The organism is Geomonas paludis (assembly GCF_014193585.1).
In the GTDB taxonomy this organism is placed as follows: Bacteria; Desulfobacterota; Desulfuromonadia; order Geobacterales; family Geobacteraceae; genus Geomonas; species Geomonas paludis.
This window is the reverse complement of record NZ_BLXY01000001.1, coordinates 521966-539852: the sequence shown is the minus strand read 5'-3', so window position 1 is coordinate 539852 and position 17887 is coordinate 521966. Positions and strand designations below refer to the sequence as shown.

15 protein-coding genes are annotated in these 17887 nt (G+C 62.2%); 2 read left to right on the top strand and 13 right to left on the bottom strand.

All coding sequences use genetic code 11. The features are described 5' to 3' along the window. Positions 1-114 precede the first annotated feature (114 nt). The 11 genes from H7687_RS02200 to H7687_RS02150 form a co-directional block, all read right to left on the bottom strand. Entirely contained in the window at positions 115-849 is a 735-nt protein-coding gene (locus H7687_RS02200; RefSeq protein ID WP_183344631.1) for a glycine zipper family protein, read from the bottom strand. A 52-nt stretch (positions 850-901) separates the two neighbouring features. After that, positions 902-3106, bottom strand: coding sequence for an ATP-dependent helicase (locus tag H7687_RS02195; protein ID WP_183344629.1), 2205 nt, complete (start codon positions 3104-3106; stop codon positions 902-904). A gap of 95 nt (positions 3107-3201) precedes the next feature. Next, positions 3202-3879, bottom strand: a complete 678-nt coding sequence (locus H7687_RS02190; RefSeq protein WP_183344627.1) for a response regulator — start codon at positions 3877-3879, stop codon at positions 3202-3204. A gap of 444 nt (positions 3880-4323) precedes the next feature. Then, on the bottom strand, positions 4324-5088 hold the full coding sequence (locus tag H7687_RS02185) for an ATP-binding protein (protein WP_281376676.1): 765 nt from the start codon (positions 5086-5088) through the stop codon (positions 4324-4326). Between the two features lie 591 nt (positions 5089-5679). Beyond that, positions 5680-7587 (bottom strand): anaerobic carbon-monoxide dehydrogenase catalytic subunit, encoded by a 1908-nt coding sequence (gene cooS / locus H7687_RS02180; RefSeq protein ID WP_183344625.1) that lies wholly within the window; start codon positions 7585-7587, stop codon positions 5680-5682. Next, complete coding sequence (locus tag H7687_RS02175) at positions 7584-8150, bottom strand: 4Fe-4S dicluster domain-containing protein (protein WP_183344623.1); 567 nt, start codon at positions 8148-8150, stop codon at positions 7584-7586. Before H7687_RS02175 ends, cooS begins: the two co-directional genes overlap by 4 nt. After that, entirely contained in the window at positions 8134-8583 is a 450-nt protein-coding gene (hypA, locus tag H7687_RS02170) for a hydrogenase maturation nickel metallochaperone HypA (protein WP_183344621.1), read from the bottom strand. Before hypA ends, H7687_RS02175 begins: the two co-directional genes overlap by 17 nt. 8 nt (positions 8584-8591) lie before the next feature. Next, positions 8592-9674 (bottom strand): hydrogenase large subunit, encoded by a 1083-nt coding sequence (locus H7687_RS02165; protein ID WP_183344619.1) that lies wholly within the window; start codon positions 9672-9674, stop codon positions 8592-8594. After that, positions 9671-10306 carry an NADH-quinone oxidoreductase subunit C gene (locus tag H7687_RS02160; protein WP_183344617.1) on the bottom strand — a complete coding sequence of 212 codons (636 nt, stop codon included), beginning with the start codon at positions 10304-10306 and terminating at the stop codon, positions 9671-9673. The genes H7687_RS02165 and H7687_RS02160 overlap by 4 nt, the downstream gene beginning before the upstream one ends. Continuing rightward, complete coding sequence (locus H7687_RS22250; RefSeq protein ID WP_183344615.1) at positions 10303-11205, bottom strand: NADH-quinone oxidoreductase subunit B family protein; 903 nt, start codon at positions 11203-11205, stop codon at positions 10303-10305. Before H7687_RS22250 ends, H7687_RS02160 begins: the two co-directional genes overlap by 4 nt. 268 nt (positions 11206-11473) lie before the next feature. Then, entirely contained in the window at positions 11474-12133 is a 660-nt protein-coding gene (locus H7687_RS02150; protein ID WP_183344613.1) for a Crp/Fnr family transcriptional regulator, read from the bottom strand. A gap of 255 nt (positions 12134-12388) precedes the next feature. Between H7687_RS02150 and H7687_RS02145 the strand changes: the two genes are divergently transcribed. Further along, positions 12389-14116 (top strand): response regulator, encoded by a 1728-nt coding sequence (locus H7687_RS02145; RefSeq protein ID WP_183344611.1) that lies wholly within the window; start codon positions 12389-12391, stop codon positions 14114-14116. A 532-nt stretch (positions 14117-14648) separates the two neighbouring features. Here the strand turns inward: H7687_RS02145 and H7687_RS02140 are convergent. Both H7687_RS02140 and H7687_RS02135 read right to left on the bottom strand, forming a co-directional pair. Next, on the bottom strand, positions 14649-15266 hold the full coding sequence (locus H7687_RS02140; protein ID WP_183344609.1) for a hypothetical protein: 618 nt from the start codon (positions 15264-15266) through the stop codon (positions 14649-14651). Positions 15267-15291: 25 nt separating this feature from the next. Further along, positions 15292-16023, bottom strand: coding sequence for a hypothetical protein (locus tag H7687_RS02135; RefSeq protein ID WP_183344607.1), 732 nt, complete (start codon positions 16021-16023; stop codon positions 15292-15294). A 346-nt stretch (positions 16024-16369) separates the two neighbouring features. Between H7687_RS02135 and H7687_RS02130 the strand changes: the two genes are divergently transcribed. Continuing rightward, positions 16370-17845: a TolC family protein gene (locus H7687_RS02130; protein ID WP_183344605.1), complete on the top strand. Its 1476-nt coding sequence runs from the start codon at positions 16370-16372 to the stop codon at positions 17843-17845. Positions 17846-17887: the final 42 nt, after the last annotated feature.

Below are 17887 nucleotides of genomic sequence, written 5' to 3'. Positions count from 1 at the left end.
CCTCCGGGAGAGGGGCAGGGGTGAGGGAAGCCGCACAAAGGAATAGGGGCCGATGGAGCCCCTATCCAGGATTCAAAGGGGGACAGGCACCTGGCGGAGCCAGTCCCCTGGCAGCTATTTGCGCACGTTGAGCGGCAGGATCAGCTTCTGCACCTGGCCCGATTCCTTCTCGCGCCACTGCAGCCTCAGCTCCTTGGCGCTGGGCGCTTCGCCCGGGAAGAAGATGAACCCGTTGGAGAGGCTGTCGGCCGGGATGAGCTTTCCTTCCAGCCCCTTGCTCCTCAGGTCGTCCGAGATGCGGTTCTCACGGTCGTTGGAGGTCCCCTCCTGGGTTCCGCCAATGATGGCGCCGCCGGCGGCGCCGATGGCGGCACCCTTGCCCAGCGACCCGGCCACGCTCTTGCCGGAGACGATACCGAGCGCTGCGCCAAGGACGGTGCCCGCCGCGGCCCCGAGCAGCGCTCCCTTGCCGGCGCCCTTGCCGAAGAAGGAGGCGAACTGGGTCGAGCTTTCCAGCCGGTCGAAGGCCACCTTGTTGGTGACCAGCGGCCAGTAGTTGCCCGCCTCGTCCACCAGGAAGGTCTGCCCCCCCATTATCTCCAGGGTCTTGCCGCTCTTGTTGTCCATCACCAGCATGACCGGCATGAGGCCGGCGCCCTTGATGTCGAAGCCGAAGGCCTGCTCGGCCGCTTCCGCGGTCGCATACGCCTCGCCGCCCAATGAGACGCCGGACTGCTCCAGGTGGTTCTGGTACGCTTCGGGCGGACGGAAGGACACGTACTGGCTCTTATAGTGGGTGCAGCCGGAGAAGAGCATCATCGCTATCATGAAGACGGCTAGTTTTCTCATGGGGAGGCCTCCTTGATATTTCATTAACAACACAGCAACTATATACCGCTTTTCAGGCCCGCTCAAGACCGGCAAAGCGCACCAGCAGCTTCTTGGGCCCGCCGAGGGAGTTGAACCAGACGATCACCTTCTGGTTGTCCCCCTCCCCCTCGATCTTCCGGATGGTGCCCGGGCCGAACTGGGCGTGGCGCACCTTCATGCCGACCCAGATGCCGTCGTCCTCGTCGTCGGGGACCATGCGCACCTCGTTGTCCTCGAACTCCGGCTCGATCTCCTCCTCGAACAGCGAAGCCAGGTTGTGGCCGGCGGAGAAGTCGCGCGAAGGCTCGGCGCGCTGCCAGAGGTCGCCGCTGTCCAACAGGTTCTTCGGGATGTCGGCGATGAAGCGGGCGGGGGCGTTCATCTGCTCCTGCCCGAAGATGTGGCGCCGGCGCACGTTCAGGAGGAACAGGCGCTTCTTGGCGCGGGTCATGCCGACGTAGCAGAGCCTTCTTTCCTCTTCCATCTGCTCCGGATTTTCCAGGGCGCGCACGTGGGGGAACAGCTTCTCTTCCATGCCGATCATGAAGACCAGCTGGAATTCCAACCCTTTGGCCGAGTGCAGGGTCATCAGCGTCGCGGAAGACTTCTTTCCCTCACCCTCGTGCTCGAGGTCGGAGACCAGCGCCACCCGCTCCAGGAAGTCTGCCAGCCCGTGCTCGCCCGGCATGCTTTCGTAGGTCTGCATGGCGGTCACCAGCTCCTGGAGGTTGTCGATCCGCTCCTGGGCCTCCTCGGTCCGCTGCAGCTTGAGCCGGGCATAGTAGCCGGAATCGTTGATGACGGCGGCGGTGAGCTCGGACAGGGGGAGCTTTTCGCTCAGGGTCTTGTACCCCTCCAGCTCGTTGACGAAGGCGGCCACCTTGCCGCGCGCGGCGGCCGGGAGCAGCGGCCCGTAGGCCCCTTCCAGCATCGCGTCGTAGAAAGGGAGCCCCTTTTCGTTGGCGAAATCGGCGATCTTCTGGACCGTGGTGTTGCCGATGCCGCGCGGCGGCGTGTTGATGATCCTCTTCACCGCCACGTCGTCGGAAGGGTTGTCCAGCACCTTCAGGTAAGCGAGGATGTCCTTTATCTCGAGTCGCGCATAGAAGCGGACGCCGCCGACCATGTGGTGCGCGATCTGCGCCCCCACCAGGGCTTCCTCGATGACGCGGGACTGGGCGTTGGTGCGATAGAAGACCGCCACCTCGGAGAGGTCGCCCCCCTCGGCGAGGAAGCGTTCGATCTCGCGGCAGACGGTGCGCCCCTCCTCCCACTCGTTGGGGAGGGTACGGTACACGATGCGCTCCCCCTCGGGGTTGTCGGTCCAGAGGCGCTTGGGCTTTCTCCCCTTGTTCTTCTGCACCACGTGCCAGGCGCCGTCCAGGATGGTCTTGGTGGAGCGGTAATTCTGCTCCAGCTTCACCACCTTGACCCCGGGGAAGTCCTTCTCGAATTCGAGGATGTTGCGGATGTCCGCGCCGCGCCAGCCGTAGATGGACTGGTCGTCGTCGCCGACCACGCAGAGGTTCTGGCGCGCGCCGGCCAGAAGCTGCACCAGGCGGTACTGCACCGGGTTGGTGTCCTGGTACTCATCGACGAGGAGCCAGCGCCAGCGCTGCAGGTACTTGTCCAGCACCTCCTTGTGCTCCTCGAAGAGTTGCACCGTCAACAGGAGCAGGTCGCCGAAATCGACGGCGTTGCAGCGCTTGAGGCGCTCCTGGTAGCAGCGGTAGACCCGGGCCAGCGTCGCCTGGTACGGGGAGTCGGCCGGGACGTCGAAGGGGCTCATCCCCTGGTTCTTGAACTCGTCGATGGCGCTCCCCAGCATCTTCACCGGGTAGCGTTTCTCATCCAGGTTCATCTCGGCGGCGCAGTCCTTCAGCAGACGCTCGCAGTCCTTATCGTCGTAGATGGCGAAATTGGAGTCGTAGCCGAGGCTCCTGATGTCGCTTCGCAGGATGCGGGCGCAGGTGGAGTGAAAGGTGGAGACGATGGGGGTTTCCCCCTCCCCCAGCATGTGCTGGATGCGCTCGCGCATCTCTCCGGCGGCCTTGTTGGTGAAGGTGACGGCCAGGATCTGCCAGGGGGGGACGCCGCGCTCGTGAATCAAGTAGCCAATGCGGTGCACGATGACGCGGGTCTTGCCGGAGCCGGCGCCGGCCAGGACCAGCAGCGGTCCCTCGCCGTGCAGCACGGCCTCCTGCTGGGGAGGGTTCAGTTTGTGGAGCAGTTTCATGATTTTCCTTAAGGCCTGTCGGGGCTTAGGCGCCGCGGAGTGCCGAGCGCCTATTTATATCACTTAGCCCCAGTCAGGTCAAAAGGGAATCTGTGTCACAGGTTTTCCAGGGCGTGGGCCAGGGCGGAGCGCAGGGGCTTGGGGAGCAGGGCGAACTTGACGCCGATCCCCTTGGGGCGGTTCTTACCGGTTTCGTCGGACCAGACTACCCGGCAGGCCGCGTCGACCACGGTGCCGTCAGGGAGGGTGAAGGAGAGTTGGACCACGTTGCCGGCCCGCGCGGGAATGTCGGTGACCACGTAGGCCCCCTCGACGCCGAGGTCGTAAAGCGAGCAGGGGACGGAGGCGCCGTTGTGCTGCATGGTGGCCGGCAGGGTGCAGGGGAGACGTTTTTCGCGGCGATCGATGCCGGGGATGAATTCGCGAGCGATCTCCAGGAAGCGATCACGACCGGCGGGCTTGCTGAGGAAATAGTTGCAACCGGCAGCCAAGCTGTCCTCACGATCCTTTTCGACCGTGCTGGACGAGATCAGGACCACCGGCGTGTCGGCGTGCTTGGGATTGGAACGGATGGCCTTGCAGCAACTGGCGCCGTCCATGTTGGGCATCTGCAGGTCCATGAAAACCAGGGCCGGCTTGTGGTGCTTGACCGCTTCCAGCGCCTCGACGCCGTCGCGCGCCGTCACCACCTTCACGTCGGTATGCTTGAAAAAATCCTTCTCGATCTCCAGAAACATCTGCAGGTCGTCTACGAGCAAAATGGTCGGCTGCAAGAGTCCTCCCTTAAACATCTTTTCGGATTCCCGAATATGCAATTTCCGGCATAAAATACCCCTAGCGATCCCTCAAGTCAAGGTCACAGGTGTACTCCTTTTCGGCAGGTGCACGCCGTAACTGAAATGGGCCGCCATCAATTGATGTGCGGCCCTTTTCAAACATAAAGCCTTCCCTGATCCAGGCTCAATTCAAGTTCATCCCAGCTTTATCCAGCTTTCCCCTTTGATAAAGGGGGATTGAGGGGGGATTTAGCTCCGTTTCCTGGTTCCCAAGCTCCAGCTTGGGAACCCCATATGGCGCAAAGCTCCAGCTTTGCATCCGGGGGAAGTTGGAGCTTCGGAGAGGCTTTGCGCTCCCAAGGTTGACCTTGGGAACGAGATCAAAAGCAACTAAGGGGACAGGCACCTAGCGGAGCCAGTCCCCTTTTACTGTAATGGCAACTACTTCGTACGCAGGTGCAGCAGGCGGTCCTTGATTTCCCGCACCTCGCGAAGCGCCTCCGGGCTCAGCAGGTCCGGCGGGAGGTTGTCGCGGTCCGCGCGGCGCACCCCCTCACAGAAGCTGATGGCACCCAACAGCCGCTCCGACGGGACCGCCTGCTCGATGAGGCGACGGTCCTCCCCGTCGCGCACCTTGCTCCCCACCACGTAAACCTCGTCGATGCCGACGTCCGCCGCCAGCCGCATGATCTGCTGGGCGGTCTGCAGGCTGCGCTGCCCCGGCTCCACCACGACCACCAGGGTATCCACCGATTCGGCGGTGCGGCGCCCGAGGTGCTCGAGTCCCGCCTCCATGTCCATGACCACCACCTCGTCCCGCTCCAGGAGCAGGTGCCCCATGAGGCGCTTGACCAGCGTGCTTTCCGGACAGGCGCAGCCGCTGCCACCCTGCTCCAGGGTCCCCATCCAGAGAAAGCGCACCCCGTCGTGTTCCAGGCAGAACTTCTCCGGCAGATCGTTCACCTTCGGGTTGAGCTTGAAGAAGGAGCCGTAACCGCCGCTTGCGCCGGTACGTTCCTCGGCCAGCTCCTTCATGCGCGCGACCGGCTGGAGCTCCGCAGCCCGGTCGGCCGGTATGCCCAGCGCCGCAGCGAAGTTGGCGTCCGGGTCGGCGTCCACCGCCAGCACCCGGGCACCGTCGTTGGCGAAGGCGCGGCAGAGGAGGCTCGCGAAGGTCGTCTTGCCCACGCCCCCTTTGCCGGTGATCGCGATCTTCAGCCCCGGACCGCGCTGGGGGACGGCGTGGAGGTGGGGATGGTGGTGGTCCTGGTGACCGTGCTCATGGTCGTGATGGTGGTCATGGCCATGATCACGGTCGTGATGGTGATGATCATGCGCGTGGTTGTGATGGTCGCACATACTCTGTTTCTCCTTATGTCTCCCGCTCGTTTCTTTCGCAGGAGGGGACTGGCTCCGCCAGGTGCCTGTCCCCTTAGTGCAGGATGCCGTGGCTACCTCGGCTAAATCCCCCCTGCCCCCCCCGCCAAGGGGGGAAGGGTTCGTACAGTGGTTTTTGATTCAGGGCCTCAACGGGCCTAACAGCTCATTCAGGCTCATCCAGGCTCGTTCCGGCTTCCTCCTTTTGCAAAGGGGGATTGAGGGGGATTTAACGCTGTGGCAGGCCAGGACGCCGTGGCTACCGTCGGCGGAAACCCTCACCCGGCCTTCGGCCACCCTCTCCCGGAGGGCGAGGGGGATGATCTCCCGCCTCGCTCGTATCGTTGTCCCTCACCTGCGCCTGGTCCACGCCCCCTCTCCCTCTGGGAGAGGGCTGGGGTGAGGGCCGCGCCTACTCCACTAAATGCCCAACCCCTTCCTCCGCTCCTCGATCACCTCCAGGAGCTTGTCGGCGGCGAGGGCCGGGTCGAGTTCGACAAGAAAGTAGCCCCCCAGCAGGTCTTTTGCGGTCTGGGTGAGCAGCTCGGTCACCTTGGCGGACCCGGTCACCTGAGGCATGGTGCCCAGGTGCGTCGGGATGCCGAGCGCGACGCTCCAGGTGCCGATGGCGACTGCCTTTTCGGACATCGCTTCCGGCGCGGAGGCAACAAGCGGCAACTGGTCGAGGTCGACGCCGAGCTTGTCGGCGACGGCCACCGCCACCTGGACGGCCCGGCTGTTGTCCACGCAGGAACCCATGTGCAGCACCAAGGGAAGCGGCCCGTTCAGACCGGCGGAGGTGCCGATGGCGGTCAACACGGCCTTCAGCGAGTCACCGGCGTACTCCAGCGTCGCCTCCTGGGTCATCAGCCCGTGCTTGGCGAAGGACCCGGCGCCGCAGCCGGTCGCGAGCATGAGCACGTTGTTGGCGGCCAGCTTCTTGGCCATGGTGACGAAGCTGCTGTCCTGGGCCACCTGGGTCGAGTTGCAGCCGGCAAAGAGGGCGATGCCGCGGATATTGCCGTTGGCGATGTTCTCGATCAGCGGCTGGAGCGGGTCTTCCGCGTTCAGGGTCGCCAGCGCCCCCACGACCGACTCGACTCCGAAGCCGACGATGGCGGTCTGCTTGAAGTCCGGAATGTTGACCCGGCGCGGGTCGCGGCGCTTGTAGGCCTCGATGGCGGTCGCCACGATGCGGCGCGCGTTCTCCAGGGCGGTCTCCTCCTTGAAGTCGACGTGGGTCGCGCCCGGGATCTTGTTCTCAGCCATGGTGGTGATCACGGCGGTGTGGAAGCAGGCGCCGATCTCGCTCACCGAGGGCATGATGCACTGCACGTCGACCACCATGGCGTCCACCGCCCCGGTGACCAGCGCCAGTTCCTGCGAGAGGTAGTTGGCCGCCAGCGGGATGCCGTGGCGCACCATGACCTCGTTGCCGGTGCAGCAGATGCCGACGATATTGATACCGTCCTTGGCTCCGGCTTTCCTGGCCTCCTCGTCCATCTGCCCCGCGACCTCGCACACCACCTCGCTCAGAAGGGGATTGTGGCCGTGCACGGCGATGTTGACCGCATCCGGCTTGATGACGCCAAGGTTGGCGGCGGTGATTACCGGGCTCGGCGTGCCGAAGAGGGCGTCGGAGAGCTCGGTGGCGAGGCACATGCCGTCGAAGTCGGCCAGGGCGCCCTTGATGCCGCCCAGGATCAGGTTGACCGGGTCCGCGTCGCAGCCGACCAGGGTGCGCCCCATGATCTGGGTGATGACGGCGTCGATGTTGTGCGGCAGCACGTGCAGGGCCTGCAGGCGCTCCAGGCGTTTCTTGGTCAGCGTCGCCTCGATCCAGTTGCAGGGGGCGTCGTGGTCCTGGTTCTGGAAGTCCTCCAAGGTCGCCTTGGCCACCGCGGCGGCGATGGCCGCGATGTCCTGCCCTTCGGTGCAGATGTCGAGCTTGGCCGCGACCGCGCGCAGCTTCGCCTCGTCACGGATCTGGTAGGCCGGGAGCCTCCCCTCGGCAACCCCCTGCAGGGCGAGGGCCACGTGGCGGCCGTGCTCGGAGTGCCCGGCGGCGCCGGCGGCGATCATGCGGATCACGTTACGGGCGACGATGGTGTCTGCGTCGGCGCCGCAGATGCCGCGCTGGGGGCCGTCCCCGAAGGGGTCGATGCGGCAGGGTCCTTTCCAGCAGATCCGGCAGCAGACGCCCAACTGGCCGAAACCGCACTGGGGCTGCATGGCGCGGTGGCGGTCCCAGACGGTGGAGATGCCTTCTTTTTTCGCGATGGGCAACAGGGTCGCCGCGGACGGATCGGTAGTGAGCTTCATGGTCATATCCTTGCCTTCCTTGATTTGAGATGTTGGAGGGACTGGGCCAGTTCGGCTGCCCGCGCCTCGATCAGGCTCTGACGGTACTCTTCCAGGTCGACCAGCGAGAGCGCCTTGGTGGGGCACGCCTCGACGCAGGCCGGGATGTCGCGGCCGGTGCCGGCGCAGAGGTCGCATTTGCGGGCGATACCTCCGTTGGTGCGGCAGCTTTCCGGCTCGCCCCCTTCGTGCTTGACGCTGATGGCGCCGAAGGGGCAGACCATGACGCAAACCTTGCACCCGACGCAGTTCTTCTCGCGCACCCCGACCTGCCCGCTCTCCTGCAGCATGGCGCCGGTGGGACAGGCCGCGGCACAGGGGGCGTCCTCGCACTGGCGGCACTGCACCGGCATCATCACGCCGCCCGCCGCCACCACGCGGTTGCGCGGCCTCAGGGTCAGCCCCGAGAGCGCCGCCTGGTGCAGCCCCGTCCCGGAATGGGCCACGGCACAGGCCAACTCGCAGCCGTGGCAGCCGAGACAGCGCTCGGGGTCGGCAAATACGATGGCATTTTCACGTTGTCGCTTCATTTGGTCTCCTTTGCATGTCCAGATTACTCATGTCTTCCACCCCCCCGTCCACGTCCCTTCTCCCGGAGGACGAGGGTATTCCAGGAGGTGTCATCTTTGCCTCCAGGCTCTCCAGGTATAGTTCGCGCCCGCCGGTCATCTCCACGTCCCCTCCCCCGCAGGCAGGGCAGATGAAGCTGAAATTTTCAATCCTGAAACGTTCCCCGCAGCCGCGGCAGCGCCCGGTCAGTGGCACCTCCTCGATCTCCAGTTGCGCCCCTTGGGCCACGGTCCCTTCGGCTACCACCTCGAAGCAGGCCGCCAGCGTCATCGGCTCAACCGCGGCCAGCTCCCCCACCTTGAGGCGCACCTTCGAGATCGACTCGATCCCTTGGGCCGCCACCTGCTCGTTGATGATCTCGAACAGCCCCGTCACCAGGGTGATCTCGTGCATGACGCCTCCTAGCGGTCCGTGCAGGCGATGCAGGGATCGATGCTGTTCACGATGAGCGGGATGTTGGCCACCGGCTCCCCTTTCAGCATCACCTTGAGCGCATCCCAGTTCATGTAGGAGGGGACGCGCCACTTCAGGCGCACCGGGAAGTCGGATCCGTCGGTACGCAGGTAGTACATGAGCTCGCCGCGCGGCGCCTCGGACTTGGCGATGGCCTCGCCGGCCGGTATTTCCGGGAGCGTGTCGGCGCACAGCGGCCCCGCGGGGAGCTGGGCGAGACACTGCTCGATGAGCGACACCGACTGGCGCGCCTCGGCAAGCCGCACCAGGTTGCGCGCCCGGACGTCCCCCGCCGTTTGCGTTGCCACCTCGAAGTCGAGCCGGTCGTAGGCGCCGTAGGGACTCTTCTTGCGCACGTCGTAGTCGATGCCGCAGGCCCGCGCCACCGGCCCCACCACGGCGCACTCGACCGCCGCCTCGCGCGGCAGCACCCCCACCCAGGCCATGCGGGCCATGAGCGCCGGGTTGTTGGCGAACTGCAGGTAAAGCTCGTCCAGCGGCTTTTTCATATCCTCCATGGCCTGGTAGAGATACGCGACAGCCTCAGGGGTGAGGTCGTAGCGCACGCCGCCGATGACGTTGGCGGCCAGGTCCATCCGGTTGCCGTAGATCGCCTCCTTGGCGCGCTGCATGATCTCGCGGATCTCCATGACCCGACGGAAGAGCGGGATCTCGCCGATGGCGTTGGCCTGCACCGCGCAGCAGAAGAGATGCGAGGCGATGCGCTTGATCTCGTCGGCCACGGCGCGCAGGTACTCGGCCCGCGGCGGAATGACGATCCCCGCCACCTCCTCCACAGCCGTGCAGAAGGTGCTCGGGTGGCTGTTGGAGCAGAGCGAGCAGAGCCGCTCCAAGAGTGTGATGTTCTGGTACAGGTTGCGGCGCATCACCAGGTGCTCCATGCCGCGATGCACCTGCCCCGGCATGACGTCCAGGTCGGCGACCCGGTCCCCTTCCAGTCGCACCCGGAAGTACATCGGCTCCTCGAGGGCCAACTGGTGCGGCCCCAACTCGATGATTTTGGTGGTCATGCGTCCTCCCGCTCGCCGGCCAGTACCTTGTCCCAGAGGGCCTTGCCGGTTGCCGCGTTGGTGAAGGTGGAATACGGCACCAGGCGCTCGAAGGGGGCGTTAGGCAGGGTGTGGTCCAGGAACAGGCGCCTGGGGTCGGGGTGCCCCACCACCTGCACGTCGTAGAGCTCCATCAGTTCCCGCTCGTGCCAGTCGCAGTTCCGGAAGATGGGGGTGAGCGAAGGGACCCGCGCCCACTGAAGCGGGAGAATGACGGTGAGGGTAAGGGTGGCGCCGTCCAGGTCGAAGTGGTAGGCGATCTCGCGCTCGCCTTTTTCCCGGGCACGCTCCGGGAGGTAGGGAGTGACCATGGCCAGTCGGCCGTTCAGTTCGGCGACGGCCCGGGCCGCCGGTAGCAGCGCCTCGCCAGAAGGAAGGCGGCACCAGCCGGTCACTACGCCCTTGCGGTCCCGGCGCCAGGTCACGGTGGTTTCCTCGCCGGCGGCCAGGGCCAGGGCGGCAGCAACGCCATCTTCAAAAGCATCCCTCACCCGCCCTTCGGGCACCCTCTCCCGGGGGGAGAGGGGAGTTGTCGGGAGATTGTCACGTAGCAGGTTGTTGCGTTCGGGCATGGTCTCGGCACAATCGGTCATCGTCTCGGTGCTCCTATACTCATTACCTGCCGGCAGGCGGGGCAGAGGGTGGCCAGCTTTTCGATCTCCGGGTTGGGGCGGCGGAAGGCAGCATGCAGGAGTTGGGGGGCGGCCGGGACGATGGACTCGCCGCAGCCGGAGCAGGGTGCGTATGGAATCTCCCCCCGCTCCACTTGGCGGAAGGTGTCGGAGGCGGGATGGTCGAGGCGCCAGTCGCCCGTGACGGAAAGGGCGCCGGTGGGGCAGTAGTGGCAGCACAGGCCGCAGAAGACGCAGCTGTTGTGCCACAGGGTCAGGCGGACGCCGTCCTCCCCCTCCTGGAATCGAATGGCGCCGGCGGCGCAGACATGGCGGCACATGCGGCAGTCGACACAGGCGCCAGCGTCGAAGCTCAGCCTGCCACGGGCGGGGAAATTGTCGGCGTTGGGCCGCTTGCCCTGCTTCGGCTTCCGGGACGGCTCCACCCCGGCGCGCCGGGCCTCGCGGATTGCCAACGCTTCGCTGATGCCGGCCAGCAAAGCTTGGGGCCGCGGCGGGCAGCCCGGGACGTTCACGTCCACCGGCAGGTGGCGCTCGAGCGGCCCGTCCACTGCGTAGCTGTCGCGGAAGACGCCCCCTGACACCGGGCAGACCCCGATGGCGACGGTGACCTTGTCCCTCGGCGTCGCCGCGTAAAGCCGCAGCACTTCGTCCCGGGCACGCACCGTCAGCGGCCCCGTGATGAGAACAACGTCCGCCTCCCGCGCCGATTCCGTGTAGCGGCAGCCCAATTGCTCCACGTCGAATTCCGTCACTGCCGAGGTCACCGCCAACTCCACATCGCAGCCGTTGCAGGACCCGGTGTTGATGCGGAACAGCCGTACCGGCTCCACTGCCGTTTCTTCTACCTGCATGTGCATCGCGCTCTCCCCGTTGCAGACAAGTTGCAGCATGGTGGGCACTGTAGGCGAAAAAAGGGCGGCGGTCTGTCGGGCAGCCGACAGTTGCTAGTTTTTTGATCGATGGGGGAATACCGGGGGCAAGGGATTGTTCTCTTTAGGTGGAAGGGCAAAGCAGAAGGGACAGGCTCCGTCAGGTGCCTGTCCCTTTAGCGGAACGCTCATTTCAGCTTAGCCAGCCCCCGAAGCACTAGGGGGACAGGCACCTGGCGGAGCCAGTCCCCTCCCGTCAGGAAACCTCCTTCATCTCCTGGAAGGCGGCGAGATCCTTGATGAGCAGCGTCTTGCGGTCGATCTTCACCAGCAGGTCGGCCTTGATGAAATCGTTGATGATCTGCGAGATGGTCTGGCGCGTGGTGCCGATCAGGAGGGCGATGTCCTCGGTGCCCAGCCCCAGTTGCACCACGGTCCCTTCGGCGGTCACGCGTCCGCGGTCGGCCGCAGCGCCCACCAGGAAATCCACCAGGCGCAGCCGGACGTCCTTGAAGGCGAGCCCCTCGATGGTCTGGATGGAGTTCTGCAACAGTTCGCCCAGCACCTTGACCATGGTGAGCGAAAGCTCGGGGCGGCGGGCGAGCGCCTGCCCGAAGGTCGCGGTGCTGCACACCAGGATCTCCGTCCCTTCCAGCGCCTGCACGAATGCGGGAGTATGGGTGCTGAAGACGTCCCCCTTTTCCAGCAGGGCCAGGGTGAACTCCTTGTCCTCGTAACTGAGGTAGATGCGCAGGCGACCGCTCCGCACCACGAAAACCAGGTTCTTTTCCTCGAACGGCGAATATACCAGCGTCTTACGGGCGTAGTGGCGCGGGGTGAAGTTCGTTTGGAAGTCGGGGTCGGCGTGGAGGAGTGAAAGGAGGTCGGCGTCGGAAAGCTTCATCTTGTTTGGCATAACTGGCTCCTGTCGCATACGCTACTGCCGCATTATGCAGCAGCGCCCCGACAAAAGGCAAGGCGGCAAACGGTGATTCCCCGTATACATTAACCACTTACGCCGCCGGCAGCCATTCCGCCGACCACCCAATCGACCACCCCGGCAGCCGTCCCGGCGACCGGCCGGTGACAATCACGAGAGATGCCCAATTCATTGCTCCGTGGCCGTTTTTTGTTAGTATTCTCCAATGTGTTTTCTGAGCGGGGGCGATTCATGGGAACTGGACGCGACATACTGATCGTCGATGACAACGAGGTGGTTACCGGGGTGCTGGTCGACCTGTTCCGCAGGGAAGGGTACGACAGCGCAGGCGTCGCCAGCGGAGAGGAGTGTCTGGAGGAACTGCGGCAGACGGGGTGGAAGCTGGTGATGCTGGACGTGCGCCTCCCCGGCATCAGCGGCATCGAGGTCCTGCGCGCCATCGGCGATGACCACGCCAAGACCGACGTGATCATCATGACCAGCCACGTCTCGCTGGAAACCGCAGTGCAGGCCCTGCGGCTGGGAGCCCAGGACTACCTGTTCAAACCGTTCGAGGATCTGGAGATGGTGGTGGCCACGGTGAACCGGGCCATGGAACGGCGCCGCCTGATGGAAACGCATGAACACCTGGTGCGCACCCTGGTGGACCTGGCGGTCGAAAATACCCGGATCATGTCGGAACTGCGCTCCGCAAACACCGACCTTGAGGAAAAGGTCGCACAGCGCACCGCCGAGATCAGCAAAGCCAACCTGCAGCAAAAGGCGATCATCGCCGAGCTCAGGCAGGCCAAGGAAGCCGCCGAGGCGGCCAGCCGCGCCAAGTCGCAGTTCCTGGCCAACATGAGCCACGAAATCCGCACCCCCATGAACGGGGTGCTGGGCATGGCGGAATTGCTGCTGCACACCGACCTGGACCAGAAACAGCGCGGCTACGTCGAGATGCTGCACCAGTCGGGAGAGTCGCTGTTGGGCATCATCAACGACATCCTCAACATCTCCAAGATCGAGGCGGGCAAGCTGGATATCGAGAAGGTCGCTTTCGACCTGCACGAGACGGTGCGGGGCGCGGTGGACCTGTACCGCGAGGTGGGGCGGCGCAAGGGGGTGGCGGTCGAACTGCAGATCGGGCCGGACCTCCCCCGTCACGCGCTGGGCGACCCGAACCGGCTACGCCAGGTGCTGATCAACATCGTCAACAACGCGCTGAAGTTCACCGAGCAGGGTTCCGTCAAGGTCTCCGCGTGCCTGGTGGAGAGAAGCGGCACCGGCCACTATGTCGGTTTCGAGGTGAAGGACACCGGCATCGGCATCCCGGCCGAGGCGGTGGGGAGCATTTTCCAGTTGTTCACCCAGGTGGACGGATCGGCGACCCGCAGGTACGGCGGAACGGGTCTCGGGCTGGCCATCGCCAAGCAACTGGTGGAACTGATGGGGGGGGAAATCGGCGTGGAGAGCGAGCCGGGGCGGGGATCCACCTTCACCTTCATCGTCTACCTCAATGCTGCGCCGGATGCAGCGCCGGAGGTGGAGGACGACCCGATAGAACTGGACAACGAATGGGAAGAGCCCGCGGTACCGGCCCGGTGCCACGCGCGCGTGCTCCTGGCCGAGGACAACCCGGTCAACTGCGAGGTGGCCCACGCCATGTTGACCGCCCTCGGGTGCCAGGTGGACGTGGCACAGAACGGGACGCAGGCAGTGTCCGCCCTGGCGCGCAAGGCCTACGACCTGGTCTTCATGGACTGCCAGATGCCGGAGTTGGACGGCTACGAAGCGACCCGCGCCATCAGGGAAAAGGAGCGCGACACCGGCAGACACACCCCCATCATCGCCCTTACCGCCCACGCCATGCCGGGATCACGCGAGGTCTGTGTGAACTCCGGCATGGACGACTTTCTCAGCAAGCCCTTCAAGCTGGGACAGCTCCAGGAACTGATCGAGAAGTGGAGTGCGGCGTGAGCATGAAGCTTGAGATTCCAATTTGGAATCTCAAAGCCTTGGTTTCCTCAGGGGGTAGCTGAAGCATGAAGTCCAGGACTAACTAACGGCTGCCCCCTCTGTCCATTAATATGTTACAAAATGTTACCTGCGTCCCCTCATGTTCCCTCCCACCGATCACCTCAGGACCATCCCATCTCCCAGGCGTGCGAGTTTCAACTTCGGGCGTGTAAAGGATTTTGTGTAAATGGGACCTTAACTACATAGCAGGGATTTCTTCTTCAAAAAGATGGAAAACAGAATTATATGGTGCCTGACTGCCTTGAAACCTGGCCGCCTCGAAGCCTAAGGTGAGAAGCAAGCGACAGCCGAAGTGTGACGTACTCGTTCACTCCCACCAGTGATAATGCTCGGGGAGGGGAATGGCTCCGGAGGTGCCAGTCCCCCTTGCCTTAGTTGGTGGAGGCTGTGGTACATCCGCACATTAAAACGTGCCTGCCCCCCTCAATCCCCCTCGATCCTCCGCAAGCCGACACCAAATCCTCTAATTCAACTAAAATAGTGTAAAGTGTCTTATCTCTTCTCCCATTTTAAGCGCAAGATCGTTTTTTTGGTCCTCCATTTTGTGAACATGTTTAAGCAGCTCAGCTTTTGACTGGAAATCGTTTTCTTCAAGCTGTCTCCACTCTTTAATTAATAATCTTGCTATTTTTTGTGTATCGGGGTCATTAAATACAGTTTGTATTGCGAAAAGAGAGGCGATCCCTTTGTGCCCCTTTGCCATTTCGTTGACAACCTCCGCAAAAGCTTCTTTTAACTCCCTAGTGGACCTTTTTAATGAGTCTGGTTCTTTTCTACCATCTTTGTTTCCAGTAATTTTCAATCTAAAATACCTCATGTTGTAAAGTAGGTTTAAATCCTTATCAATTTCAGAAACAGCTATTGATAAAGGTTGACGCCTGGTTTCTTGCAATTGAATATTGTAGTTCATAACAACACCAAGAACTGCTAAAACAAAGCCACCGATAATTGTAATTATGAATGGGTGTGAACAAAAATTAGAGAGTTTTCTGAAGAAGGTCTTTTTGGAAATGATTTCCTTCTTTATTAAGAATCGGTATTCACACTCTGCCTTGATTTTATCTTTTTCTTCCTGACTAAGGCTAGGCATGCTTGTCCCCCACTTCACTATTTTATTAAAAGTTTAGTTCTTCGATCCAATATGCACCTAACTTATAAAAATTGTATGGATTTATGTTGTTTTGAACTAAATATATTTTCACTTCTGATATACAGTTGGATAGCAGGTTCTCAAAAAAGTAGATAGGGTATGTGAGTTCCCAAACCTCTACATCTGGTTCTTCGAGGTAACTAAAGCTTATGTAGTATGGTGCATATTCTTTTATTGACTCAATACCTCGCCCTGATTCGCGGAATTCATGAACCAATGAGTTTCGATAAGAGTAGAAAAGATTGCAATGTTGCAATGCCTCAACACCTAATCCATTTAATGTTTTTTGATGCTCTTTTTCGTTTGGCCACAGTCTTTTTATGGCATTAATTTCTGGTTCTCGATCCAGAGTGACAATTTCACCCGAAGCCCATTTTGCCACTTCGGAAACTACATAAGTTCTGAGTTTCGAAAAAGATGGTTCAGGATTCCTCTCAAGCAGTTGTAATAGGTGGGGAAGGCTTACTTTTTGAGCGTATTTCCATCCTGAAAAGTCATTTAAGAACATCACGAACCTTTCGCGGTTTCCCCTTCGAGGGTAAATGCATTTTGAAAGGGCATCTATAATACCGACATAAATCATTTTCTTATAGATGGCAGTATGATAACCATCTTTTGTTTGTAGGCTTTGAACTTGGGAAAATTCTTTTTCAAAATGGCCTAAAAAACGTTCAATTTCCGCAGTGTACTTGTTCATTCGACCTCTCTATTTATCATACAACGGAGCTCGGCGTGACCTGCACGGCTGGTTTTACCGCGTCTGAACTATCTTCACCGGTCAGGACTCTACTTTGACTCGCTACTTCATTTGTCACCTTGCCTCGTCACCTTGCCTCGTCCTCGTCTCGTCACCCTGACTCCTCAAGCTTTCCCTACAATCACCGTTCCACCACAGATCTGACACAAAGCCCACCTGACACAGTGGCTTTTCAGCCTATGCCAGTCACTGGCACTTCAGATTCAGTGATTATGTGATACGCTCCTTTGTATCTTGTAGTTTGCCCGATCCTCTCCTCTACGCCCGGGGCAGAAGGAGCATCTGCATGAATGTGCCGACCCTGGTGACTGCCGTAGCGCTCGCGCTGATCCCGTGCCTGACCTGGGCGGAGGCTGTCGACCTCACCTTGAAACAGGCGGTCAAGCTGGGGGTGGAACAGAACCTGGCTCTGAAGGCGGATCTGTACAACGCGGCCATAGCGCAGGCGGAGGTGCGGAAAAACCGCGGCATCTACAATACCGATCTCACCCTGGGCGCGTCCTGGCAGGACTTGGACACCTTTCCCATCAGCACCGGCGGCCCCAGCCGACAAAAGACCCTGAAACTCCTCACCGGCGTCAACCGACTGGTCTCCACCGGCGGCACCCTCGGTTTCCAGTTCAACAACTACTACAACGAGACCAACTACACCGCTTCCACCTATCCCCGCTACTGGCAGAGCGAGGTCACCTTCGCCCTCAACCAGCCGCTACTGAGAAACCTCGGACCACAGGTGACCAACCTCAACATCGTGGTCGCTGAGCAGGCGCGGGAAGGGGCGGTGAAACGCGTGGCGGGCAGGATCCAGAACCTGGTGGCGCAGATCCGCATCGAGTATTTCAAACTGCACAGCCTGCACGAGGACCTGCGCTCGCGGGAAGTGTCGCTGGGGCTGGCCCGCAGGGTGCTCGGGGAGATCGAGGAACGGGTAAAGGCAGGTGTGCTGCCGCCGATGGAGATCCTCAACGCGAAGTACGGGGTGGCGGCGCGAGAGAAGGAAGTGATCGACGCGGACAAGGCGCTGCGGGATCAGGTTGACCTGTTGCGCCAGATCCTGCAGCTGCCTCCGGGGGAGATCAACGCGGTCGACACTCCGGACCTGACCCGGGTGACGGCGAACGAGGCCGAGGCGATCCGGCGGGCGCTTGACCTGAGGCCGGAACTGGACGAGGCGAAGCTGCAGATCGCGAGCGCGGAGACGCAGCGGCGGGGCGCCAGGAACAAGACCCTGCCCGGTCTGAACCTGTACGGCACCTGGACCTACGGCGGAATGGGGGAACAGTTCAACCAGGACATGAACCGGGTGGTGCGGGCGGACACGCCGGTGTGGACCGCGGGGCTTCAGTTCGAGTACCCGTTGGGCAACGACGCCGCCGAGGCGGAGTACGTCAAGAGCAAGCTTCGGCTGGACCAGTCCAAGACCCAGTTGGACAACCTCAACTCGCTGGTGGTGACCGACGTCCGGTCGGCGCTGCGGGCCATGGACGCCAGTTTCAAGCAGCTCGACGTGACGGCGAGGGAAAGGGAGTTCGCCGAGGAGCGGCTGTCCGCCTACATCTCCAAGTCGGAGGTGGGCCTGGCCACCGCCCGCGACGTGCTGGACGTCGAAAACGACCTGGCACGGGCCCGCAGCAACCAGATCAAGGCCCAGGTGAACTACGTCATCGCGGTGACCCAGTACCTGCAGGCGACGGGCGAACTGCTGGAGCGGGAGGGGATAACTGTCAACGGGCGGACGGTGGACCAGCTGCTGAAGCAGTGATGGGAGTAATGGGAAACCCGCAGCCTGTACCCCTGAACGTAG

Coding starts and splice junctions, on each gene's coding strand:
- H7687_RS02145 (WP_183344611.1), top strand. CDS start 12,389: ATGGGAACTGGACGCGACATACTGATCGTCGATGACAACGAGGTGGTT.
- H7687_RS02140 (WP_183344609.1), bottom strand. CDS start 15,266: ATGCCTAGCCTTAGTCAGGAAGAAAAAGATAAAATCAAGGCAGAGTGT.
- H7687_RS02160 (WP_183344617.1), bottom strand. CDS start 10,306: ATGACCGATTGTGCCGAGACCATGCCCGAACGCAACAACCTGCTACGT.
- H7687_RS02165 (WP_183344619.1), bottom strand. CDS start 9,674: ATGACCACCAAAATCATCGAGTTGGGGCCGCACCAGTTGGCCCTCGAG.
- H7687_RS02195 (WP_183344629.1), bottom strand. CDS start 3,106: ATGAAACTGCTCCACAAACTGAACCCTCCCCAGCAGGAGGCCGTGCTG.
- H7687_RS02200 (WP_183344631.1), bottom strand. CDS start 849: ATGAGAAAACTAGCCGTCTTCATGATAGCGATGATGCTCTTCTCCGGC.
- cooS (WP_183344625.1), bottom strand. CDS start 7,587: ATGACCATGAAGCTCACTACCGATCCGTCCGCGGCGACCCTGTTGCCC.
- H7687_RS02150 (WP_183344613.1), bottom strand. CDS start 12,133: ATGCCAAACAAGATGAAGCTTTCCGACGCCGACCTCCTTTCACTCCTC.
- hypA (WP_183344621.1), bottom strand. CDS start 8,583: ATGCACGAGATCACCCTGGTGACGGGGCTGTTCGAGATCATCAACGAG.
- H7687_RS02175 (WP_183344623.1), bottom strand. CDS start 8,150: ATGAAGCGACAACGTGAAAATGCCATCGTATTTGCCGACCCCGAGCGC.
- H7687_RS02135 (WP_183344607.1), bottom strand. CDS start 16,023: ATGAACAAGTACACTGCGGAAATTGAACGTTTTTTAGGCCATTTTGAA.
- H7687_RS22250 (WP_183344615.1), bottom strand. CDS start 11,205: ATGCACATGCAGGTAGAAGAAACGGCAGTGGAGCCGGTACGGCTGTTC.
- H7687_RS02130 (WP_183344605.1), top strand. CDS start 16,370: ATGAATGTGCCGACCCTGGTGACTGCCGTAGCGCTCGCGCTGATCCCG.